10 protein-coding genes are annotated in these 9,252 nt (G+C 60.1%); 6 read left to right on the top strand and 4 right to left on the bottom strand.

Annotated elements, in window-relative coordinates; genetic code table 11:
- Positions 1-125, top strand: a 125-nt coding sequence (locus MM194_RS21520) for a transposase (RefSeq protein WP_241344938.1), incomplete at its 5' end; no start/stop codon positions are given.
- Between the two features lie 64 nt (positions 126-189).
- On the opposite strand, the gene MM194_RS21525 is transcribed toward MM194_RS21520, so the two are convergent.
- A complete protein-coding gene (locus MM194_RS21525; protein WP_033131714.1) occupies positions 190-771 on the bottom strand; it encodes a YjaG family protein in 582 nt (193 codons plus the stop codon).
- 160 nt (positions 772-931) lie between these two features.
- Here MM194_RS21525 and MM194_RS21530 point away from each other — a divergent pair, with 160 nt between their 5' ends.
- Positions 932-1,876 carry a D-2-hydroxyacid dehydrogenase gene (locus MM194_RS21530; protein WP_033131715.1) on the top strand — a complete coding sequence of 315 codons (945 nt, stop codon included), beginning with the start codon at positions 932-934 and terminating at the stop codon, positions 1,874-1,876.
- Between the two features lie 65 nt (positions 1,877-1,941).
- Here the strand turns inward: MM194_RS21530 and mepM are convergent, their stop codons facing one another.
- Positions 1,942-3,279: a murein DD-endopeptidase MepM gene (gene mepM / locus MM194_RS21535; protein WP_033131716.1), complete on the bottom strand. Its 1,338-nt coding sequence runs from the start codon at positions 3,277-3,279 to the stop codon at positions 1,942-1,944.
- Between the two features lie 270 nt (positions 3,280-3,549).
- On the opposite strand from mepM, the gene MM194_RS21540 reads away from it, so the two are divergent.
- Positions 3,550-4,848 carry a LapD/MoxY N-terminal periplasmic domain-containing protein gene (locus MM194_RS21540; RefSeq protein ID WP_241344936.1) on the top strand — a complete coding sequence of 433 codons (1,299 nt, stop codon included), beginning with the start codon at positions 3,550-3,552 and terminating at the stop codon, positions 4,846-4,848.
- Entirely contained in the window at positions 4,845-5,780 is a 936-nt protein-coding gene (locus MM194_RS21545) for a TAXI family TRAP transporter solute-binding subunit (RefSeq protein WP_241344937.1), read from the top strand. Before MM194_RS21540 ends, MM194_RS21545 begins: the two co-directional genes overlap by 4 nt.
- Here the strand turns inward: MM194_RS21545 and MM194_RS21550 are convergent.
- Together MM194_RS21550 and znuA are read right to left on the bottom strand one after the other, a co-directional pair.
- Complete coding sequence (locus tag MM194_RS21550; protein WP_033131719.1) at positions 5,775-6,446, bottom strand: transglutaminase-like cysteine peptidase; 672 nt, start codon at positions 6,444-6,446, stop codon at positions 5,775-5,777. The genes MM194_RS21545 and MM194_RS21550 overlap by 6 nt on opposite strands.
- 74 nt (positions 6,447-6,520) lie before the next feature.
- Positions 6,521-7,426, bottom strand: coding sequence for a zinc ABC transporter substrate-binding protein ZnuA (znuA, locus tag MM194_RS21555; protein WP_033131720.1), 906 nt, complete (start codon positions 7,424-7,426; stop codon positions 6,521-6,523).
- A 94-nt stretch (positions 7,427-7,520) separates the two neighbouring features.
- Here znuA and znuC point away from each other — a divergent pair, with 94 nt between their 5' ends.
- Complete coding sequence (znuC, locus tag MM194_RS21560) at positions 7,521-8,285, top strand: zinc ABC transporter ATP-binding protein ZnuC (RefSeq protein ID WP_033131721.1); 765 nt, start codon at positions 7,521-7,523, stop codon at positions 8,283-8,285.
- A 9-nt stretch (positions 8,286-8,294) separates the two neighbouring features.
- Entirely contained in the window at positions 8,295-9,074 is a 780-nt protein-coding gene (gene znuB / locus MM194_RS21565; RefSeq protein ID WP_033131722.1) for a zinc ABC transporter permease subunit ZnuB, read from the top strand.
- Positions 9,075-9,252: the final 178 nt, after the last annotated feature.

Below are 9,252 nucleotides of genomic sequence, written 5' to 3' on the forward strand. Positions count from 1 at the left end.
AAAGCCCGCAGGACCTGGCGCAAGCGCGGGAGATGGTGCGTGAGGCGGTGGATATTTACAACCTGGAGCGACCGCATCATGCGTTGAAATACAGAACCCCCGATGCGGTGCATCGGGGGTTCTGAGTAACAAAAAGCTAGCTGAAAATGTGTAAACCTATTTCAGGACTAGACAGAATCCTCAGCGGAATCACTCTTCCAGGCTGATGCCGATGTTGGAGACACCGTCTTGCGCCGCAAACTGGCGAATGGCCAGGATGCGCTCGCTGTCGCGCTCATGGGCCACCCGCTTGAGCAGCTCGACCTGAAACTCCAGTTCGGCCTCGATGTACTCGTGCTCGTACAGCTCTTCGTCGGTCAGCTCGCGGCCTTCCAGCATGTCGATGAAACCGGCCACGGTTCCCACCGAAGCATGGCTGGCATCTTCGGCTTCTTCCCCCACCCGGCAGATCACCGAGTTGTAGGCACAGCCCAGTGCCACACAGGCATCCAGCGCCGGATAGGCACCGTAAGATTCAAACTTGCCTGGCTCGGGAATGTAGACCTCAAATGCCTCCAGAATGGCGCCCAGATTGACCCGGGATCCCTTCACTGTGAGGTAGTTCCACATCTGATCCAGCGCATGGCGAAATGCCTTCGCATCACCAAAACCGGCCGCCTGGGTAAACAGCACATAGTTGGGGTACATGCGCTCTGCCAGCGCCAGGGTGTAGACGGTCTGTTGCCAAGGCTGTAGCTCGGCCAGTCGCTTATAAAACTTGTCACCAAACACTGGAGTCGGATCCTTTGCAAAATGTGGGACGGATTGTAGCCCACGAGGGCCTTGGCGAAAACGAAAAAGCACCCGGCTCGGCTATCTTGCCCGATCAACTGGGGTAAGATGGAAACAGTACCTCCTCCGCCGTGCCATAAACATGATAAGGAACAAGAGTATGAGCCAACGTACCCTGCTTCTGCTCAGCCAGGACAACGCCCACTATGAACGCCTGCTCAAGGCGGCCCACCTCCCCCATCTGCGCATTCTGCGGGCCGACAACCAGAGCGAGGCCGAGAAACTGATCGGGGAGGCCCATATCCTGATGGCTGAGCCGGCCCGCGCCAAGCCGCTGTTGCCCAAGGCCGGCAAGCTCGGCTGGCTGCAATCCACCTATGCCGGGGTCGATGTGTTGCTGGATGCCAGCAGCCGCCACGACTACCTGCTGACCAATGTGCGCGGCATCTTCGGCCCGCTGATGAGTGAGTACGTGTTCGGTCACCTGTTCAGCCTGTCGCGCCAGTTGCCACTCTATCGTGAACAGCAGCAACAGAAGTTGTGGCAGAGCCATCCCTATCAAGGCCTGAAAGGCAAGACCCTGCTACTGCTCGGCACCGGCAGCATAGGCCAGCACATCGCCCAGACCGGCAAGCATTTCGGCATGAAGGTGCTTGGCATCAGCCACAGTGGCAATGAGCGGGCGGGCTTCGATCAGGTGTATCAGCTGCCTGCGCTGAACAAGATGCTGGCCCAGGCCGATGTCATCGTCAGCGTGTTGCCGGCAACCCGCGAGACCCGCCATCTGTTCACCGCCGAACGCTTCAGACATTGCAAGCCGAGCGCCATCTTCTTCAACGTCGGTCGGGGCAATGCCGTGCACGAGGGGGACCTGCTGGAGGCGCTGCGTACCGAGCAAATCGCGATGGCCGTGCTGGATGTGTTCGAGCAGGAACCCCTGCCCGCCACCAGCCCGCTCTGGCACCAGCCCAATCTCATCATCACCCCCCACAACAGCGCCTACAGCTTCCCGGAAGATGTGGCCCAGATCTTCATCCGCAACTACATCCGCTTCATCGAGGGCCAGCAGCTCGATGGCCGGATCGACTTCGACAAGGGCTACTGAGCCCTGGCTGCAATGAAAAGGCCCCGCCAATCTGGCGGGGCCTTTTCATATCCGGGACGGGGAAATTAACCCGCCTCCATCTCCTTGCGATAGCTCTTCACCTTGGCGAGGAACTGACGCTTGTCCTTGCCGGAGAGAGGTTCGGCCATCGGCAGCTTGACCTTCATGGGATCCACCGGACGGTTGTTGACCCGCACCTCGTAGTGCAGGTGGGCACCGGTGGAGCGACCCGTGTTGCCGGAGAGCGCAATCTTGTCCCCCATCTTCACCTTCTGGCCCGGCTTCACCAGCAACTTGCTCAGGTGCAGATAGCGGGTCATCAGGGTACGGCCATGCTTGATCACCACATAGGTACCGGCCAGCGGGTGGCGGGTCGCCTTGAGCACGACCCCATCACCGGTGGCCATGACCGCCGTCCCCACCGGCAGGGCGAAGTCGGTCCCCTCGTGGGGGCGAACCTGACCCGTGATGGGATGGCGCCGGGCAGGGTTGAAGTTGGAACTGACCCGGTAACGACTGTGGGTCGGATAACGGCGGAAGCCACGCTCCAGGCTGTTCGCCTGGCCATCATAATAGTTGCCATCTTCCGACAGCCAGGCAGACACCGTCTTGCCCTGGCTGAACACCTCCACCCCCAGCAGCTGGGTGTTGCCAGTGCTCTTGCCCTCGACCGTCTCCTGCTTCACCAGCACCTTGAACTTGTCACCCTTTTGCAGATCCTTGGCGAAATTCATTCGCCACTGGAACAGGTTGGCAATTTTCTGGATGTGGTTCGCCGGGATCCCCGCATTGCGGGCGCTGACATAGAAGCTGCCGTTGATGACACCGTCATAACTCTTCTGCTGCCACTGCACCTCTTCATTGAGCATGTTGGCGCTGTAAGTGTCGTCGGTGCGCTCCAGCACCAGGGTCTGCTTGATGTTCAGGCGGATCTTGAGCTGCTGCAGTATGTTGTCCTGATCGATCAGCAACTCTATGGTCTGGCCGGGCTTGAGCCGCGCCAGATTGTTCTTGGCATCCGCATCCAGCACCTTGTAGAGGGTGGTGGTGGAGAGCCCCAGGTTGTTGAAGATGGTGGTCAGGTTCTCACCGTTGCGCACCCGGTAATCCTGCCACTGGGGGGTTGCATCGGCCGGGATGTCATCCTCCGGGGCCGCAGCCTCCACCAGTTCGTGATCCGGAATGTCGTTGAAGTCGGTGTTGTCTTCGTTGGTTGCGGTGCCAGTGGTGGCGATCGGCAACTCCAGACGCAATGGCCGCTCCAGGATGTCACCTGGGGCTGGCAATACGGCTACCGCTGACAGCGTCATGGCCGTGAGCAATAGCATGGCGTAAAAATGTTTGCGGGGAACCGGGGGTTCCCAGTTGGCAGCCTGCGCTACCAAGGGACGGAGACGTTTCATCCGCTATCCTGTCGTTAGATCTAAGGGTGGTAGTTGTGGGTCTGTTTTTATGAGTTTTTATTATGAAAACCGAATATCTGGTTTTTAGACCTAAATACTTACAAAAAGTTCATAGCTATATGCACGAACCTCACATTTTATGCATAACCTCCCTGCATGGGCAGAAATGATCGTCGCTTTCAGCCATTTTTTTCTATTTTTAAGAACCGGGTCCGGTTGTTTTCGCAGCCGAATCATCAAATGTTGCAATAACATTGCCATGGAGTAGGTATGTCATTGGCCAGATTGTTAAATGTAATCATTCTGATCCTGTTCGCCATCGGTGCCATCCTGCTGTTCATGCTTGAGATCACCACGGTACGGCAATCCATCCTCGATCAGATGTCGGCCAACCTGGAGACCGCCATCACGGCGCTGGGGCTGGTGCTGCAGGGGACCCTGCTCAACGACGACAAGGTGCTGGCGGAAACCATCGTCAACGCCATGTTCGACGGCGGCTTCGTCAGCTCGGTCACCCTGCTGGACCCGGATGGTCAAATACTGTTTCAGAAGGCATTTCACACGGCGCAGCAGAACATCCCCAGCTGGCTGCCGACCGTCGTTCACATGCCGCCGGTCAAGGTGGAGCAGGAGCTCACCGACGGCTGGCGCATCCTCGGCACCCTCACCCTCGAGGGGCACAAGGGCTATGCCTACCAGCACCTGTGGAATGCCATCAGCCGGACCGGGCTGGCCCTGCTCGGTGGTCTGGTGGTACTGACCCTCATCATCCAGTGGGTGTGCAATCGCCTGCTTCGCCCCCTCGAGGAGGTCAGCCTGCAGTTGATGCAGATCCGAAAACGCCAGTTCAGCGGCAACCTGCCGACTCCCTGGATGCGGGAACTGCAGGAGGTTGTCACCTCCATCAACCAGCTGATCTCGGAGCGCAAGCGAGACCTGCTGCAACAGCGGCTCAAGATCACCCAGCTCGGCAAGCACGATGACATTCAGGCCCAGCAACCGCTGATGGGACTGGCCGAGACCGCAAACGGCATGCATCTGCAGCACTTTGTCTCCACTCAGGGAGACATCAGGCTATACAGCCGGCTTATTCCCCGCACCCCGCCGACCACGGACAGTTCGCCCGACGAGATCCGGGCCCTGCTCAACGACTGGTTGGCCCAGAAGGCTGAGGGGATCCAGCTCCCCCTCAGCCTGCTCACTCATCCCGACTGGGCGCAGTTCGCCTCATCCCTGGCGAGCGGCAAGGGCAAGACTCTGGACTGGCGCTGGGATCTGGCCAGCTTCCCCCCGCTGGCCGAGGAGCGGCTGACGGCGCTGCAGGCCCAAGGGGTCGAGATGGCATTCAGCAACGTGCCGATGAACAACGACAACCTGGCCAGGCTCGACCCCGTCAGGCCGGTATTCATCAGCTGTCAGCTGACCCAGACCCCCCTCTACTGGAATCTGCTCTCCCAGTGCCTGCATGCCTCCGGCTATACCCTGCTGGCAGAAGCGAGCGAGGTGAGCGACATAGACACCCTGCGCGGCTGGGGTATAGATGGTTATGCTAGCCGGGAGGCATCATGAGAGCTTTTCTGCTGTTACTTGCCCTGTTGTGGCAACCCGGCTCGCACGCCGCCACCATAGCCACGGGTGGCGAGCAGGGTATTTATTACCAGATCATCAAGGAGTTCTGCCGACTGGCCGGCAAGAGTGACCCGGATCTGCAATGCAAACTGCAGGCCAGCTCAGGCTCCATCGAGAATCTGCGTCTGCTGCAAACGGGAGAGATCCCCTACGCCCTCGTCCAATCTGACTGGCTCTATCAGGCCAGTCATGGCATCGGACCTTTTGCCAAGCAACCCCAACCCGAGCTGCGGGCACTCTTCGCGACTCATGCCGAGCCTTTCACCATAGTAGTGCGGGCCGACGGCGACCTCACCACACTGGATCAGCTCAAGCTGGCCCCCATCGATATGGGGCTGAAGAGTTCGGGTACCCGCCAGACTGCCCTGGCACTGTTTTCTGCCATGGGTGTAAAGGAGCAGGATCTGGATCTGAAGAGCGTGGCCAACCTGGCCGAGGCGCTGTGCAGCAAGCAGATCGATGCCTATGGACTGGTGATGGGGCATCCGAACCGGATCGTATTGGAGACTGCCAAGCGCTGCGCCATCAGCTTTTTACCCATCGATGGGCCGGTTCGGGAGCAACTGTTGAAGGGGGTGACGTTCTATCAACGCAGTCAAGTGCCAGCCCGCATCTACCCGGGCAATCTGAAAGCCACCCCCACCTTCGCCATCGCCGCCACCCTGGTCACCAATGGCACCACGCCAGATGCCGATGTCTATCGTCTGACCAAGGCGATGCTGAGCCAGCAAACCAGCTTCAACGAGCAGACCTACGGCTACGCCAACCTGTTCCACAAGGCGCGCAACAAGATAGGTCCGGTGCTGAGTGTCGAGCAGCATCCGGGGGCGACAAAGTATTTCGAGGAATTGAAAGCGGCGGGCAAGCTATAGCTGACGGCGGGGGGTACGCAGATGCTCGCTGGAGAAGCGGCTCTGCATCGAGGTCCATTGCGTCAGGCGATCGGCGCTGCCAGCCAGTGTTCCCTCGCGCCGTGACTTCATGACCCAGATACTCTTGGCATCGAAGCTATAAACGGGTTGCAGATCGTTGCGCTTGCTGCCGGGCAGAATACGGCCGTTGATGTTGTCGAGTACCATGGGATCGGACTTGGTGGTCGAGAAGTAGAGCGTCACCATGTGAAACTGGTTGTACCGAATGGCCTTCACGTAGGCCAACCGCAGCTTCTTCTCATCGACCCCAAGCTCCATCAGGGTGTAGTACTTGGAGATACTGTAATCCTCGCAGTCCCCTCCCCGGGCGCCGATAAACTCCAGCGGATTGGCCCAATAATCTTCCTCTCCCCACAGCTTGGGATCGTCGCTGTAGGTCAGATTGTTGAAGTAGTTGTTCACCAGCTCCAGCTTCTGCTGATCCGTGGTGCCCGCTCTGGGTGTGAGCAGCCGGGAAAACGCCTCGGCCCGCTGCAATGCCCGGCCACCGTAAACCTCCTGCAACTTGGCCTTCAGCTCAGGGCTGGCAATGTAACTGGAGAGCTGGGAAGCCTGCAACGGGGTACAGCTCAATGCCGCGATGCAGGCAGGGACAATCCATTTCATACCGAACACTCCATTTCATACGCTGGAGGTCAGTATAGTCAGCCCTGACGGTCAGATGACCACGGTCGCCACCTTTAGCGGCACTCGGCAAAGGCATCGGCCAGTTGCTGCATGAATTGCGGATAACCATCGGGACCGAGCGGCACCTGTTCGCCTACCTCATCCAGCAGCAACACCTTGGCCCCCGTATTGCGAGCGACCGACTCGATCACCGCCGGCGAGAACTGTGGCTCGGCATAGATGCAGCTCGCCTGCTTCTCCTCCAGCGCCTTGCGGATCTCCACCAGCGTCTTGGCCCCCGGGCGGCGCTCCGGGCTCACGGTGAAGTGCCCCTTGGATCTCATGCCGTAATGACGCTCCCAGTAACCATAGGCTTCGTGGAAGACGAAATACCCCCTCTGGTTCACCGCCGTCATCTGCCCGGAAATGAGCTTGTCCTTGGCCTCCACCTTGGCCTTGAAGGCCAACAAGTTGGCGCGATAACGTTCGGCATTGGCCGGATCCTGGGCACTCAGAGTCTCGCTCAGCGCACCGGCGATGACCAGTGCCTGGGTCGGCCCCAGCCAGATGTGAGGGTCGACCCCTTCGTGATGATGCCCCTCGTGCCCATCATGGTCATGATCTTCGTCGGCATGCTCTTCATGCCCGGTCTGCTTGCTGTAGTCGAACAGCGGCATGCCCTGAACCTTGGTCAGGGTCAGCACATGGGGATGCTTGGCCAGCGGCTTGGCCATGAAGCCTTCCAGCTCCGGGCCGACCCAGACCACCAAATCGGCGTCGTTGATGCTGCGGATGTCGGAAGGACGCAGGGCGAAGTCATGGGGAGAGGCACCGGTCGGCAGCAACACCTTGGGTTCACTCACGCCGTCGGTGATGGCGGCCGCGATAAAGCCGAGGGGTTTGATGGTGGTCAGCACCTCGAGGGCACGAACAGGCAGACTCACCACCAGCAAGGCAGTGATCAGGGTAAGAATTCGCATAGGGGTCTCGTCAGGAAGTGAGTGTGTGATAATATAACAAACCAATGCTGTTGTTATATTATAACTCTCACAGGCTGTAAACCCCGGAGCTGTCATGACCCAACTGGTGGAGCTGAAAGATGTCTGTCTCTCGTTCGACGGACGATCCGTGCTCGACAAGGTCTCCTTTACCCTGAACAAAGGCAAAATCACCACCCTGGTCGGCCCAAACGGGGCAGGCAAGAGCACCCTGAGCAAGCTGGTGCTGGGCCTGCTCAGCCCGGACTCCGGCCAGATCCTGCGCCGTCGCGATCTGCGGGTCGGCTATGTGCCCCAGCGCCTCTATCTGGATCCCACCCTGCCGCTGACGGTGCGCCGCTTCCTGCAGCTTGGCAAGAACGGCCGTCTCTCCATCGACGAGGCGCTGAACCGGGTCGGGGCCCAGGAGCTGCTGGACAACCGGATGCAGAAACTCTCAGGTGGCGAGATGCAGCGGGTGCTGCTGGCCCGCGCCCTGCTGGTCAAACCCGAGCTGCTGGTGCTGGACGAGCCGGTACAGGGGGTCGATATCAGCGGCCAGATCGAGCTCTACGCCCTCATCGGCCAACTCGCCGCTGAGCTCAACTGCGCCGTGCTGATGGTCTCACACGACCTGCACCTGGTGATGGCCAGCACCCACGAGGTGATCTGCCTCAATCGCCATGTCTGCTGTCACGGCGAGCCGGAGAGCGTGGCCCGTCACCCGGAATTCGCCCGCCTGTTCGGGCGGCCGGAACAGGAGGTGCTGGCGGTCTACACCCACCATCACCACTGCGACGGCGAACACCATCATCATGAACCCCAGGCGCCCGTCATCCGCCTGCCCTCTCGCAAGCAATAGGACATTCCAGTGGACAGCTTTTTGTTATATGCCCTCGCGGCCGGCCTCGGCATCGCCCTGCTGGCCGGCCCCCTCGGCAGCTTCGTGGTGTGGCGCAAGATGGCCTATTTTGGCGACACCCTCTCCCATGCCTGCCTGTTTGGCATAGCGCTGGGGATACTGCTGCAGGTCGACCTCACCCTGGCGGTCGTCGTCTGCTGCCTCGCCATGGCCATGCTGCTAGTCATCATGAGCCGCAATCAGCAGGTCGCCACCGACACCCTGCTCGGCATTCTGGCTCACAGCGCCCTGTCGCTCGGTCTGGTCACCCTGAGTTTCATGGACAACGTGCGGGTGGACCTGATGGCCTACCTGTTCGGCGATCTGCTCTCGGTGCAACCCATGGATCTGCTCTGGATCTACGGCGGCGGCGCCCTGGTGTTGCTCACCCTGTGGCGGCTCTGGGATCCCCTGCTCTCCATGACCATCTCCGAGGAGCTGGCGCGGGTGGAAGGGGTGCGGGTCGACGTGCTGCGCTGCGTGCTGATGCTGCTGATCGGGCTGGTGATCGCGGTGGCGATGAAGTTTGTCGGCGCCCTCATCATCACCTCCTTGCTGATCATTCCCGCCGCCACCGCCCGCCGCTTCAGCCAGACGCCGGAGCAGATGGCGGGCCTGGCGGCCCTGATAGGTTGCCTGGCGGTGCTGGGGGGGCTCAGTCTCTCCTGGTATCAGGACACCCCTGCCGGCCCCTCGGTCGTGGTCTGTGCCACCAGCCTGTTTGTGCTCAGTCAGTTCAAGAAAGCCTGAATCTCGAGTGGCCTGATCGTTGCTATCAGGCCACTCCAAATCTCGGCCCCTCGGTCGTGGTCTGTGCCACCAGCCTGTTTGTGCTCAGTCAGTTCAAGAAAGCCTGAATCTCGGGTGGCCTGATCGTTGCTGTCAGGCCACTCCCAATCTCGGCCCCCCGGTCGTGGTCTGTGCCACC

The organism is Aeromonas sp. MR16 (assembly GCF_022549315.1).
In the GTDB taxonomy this organism is placed as follows: Bacteria; Pseudomonadota; Gammaproteobacteria; order Enterobacterales; family Aeromonadaceae; genus Aeromonas; species Aeromonas aquatica.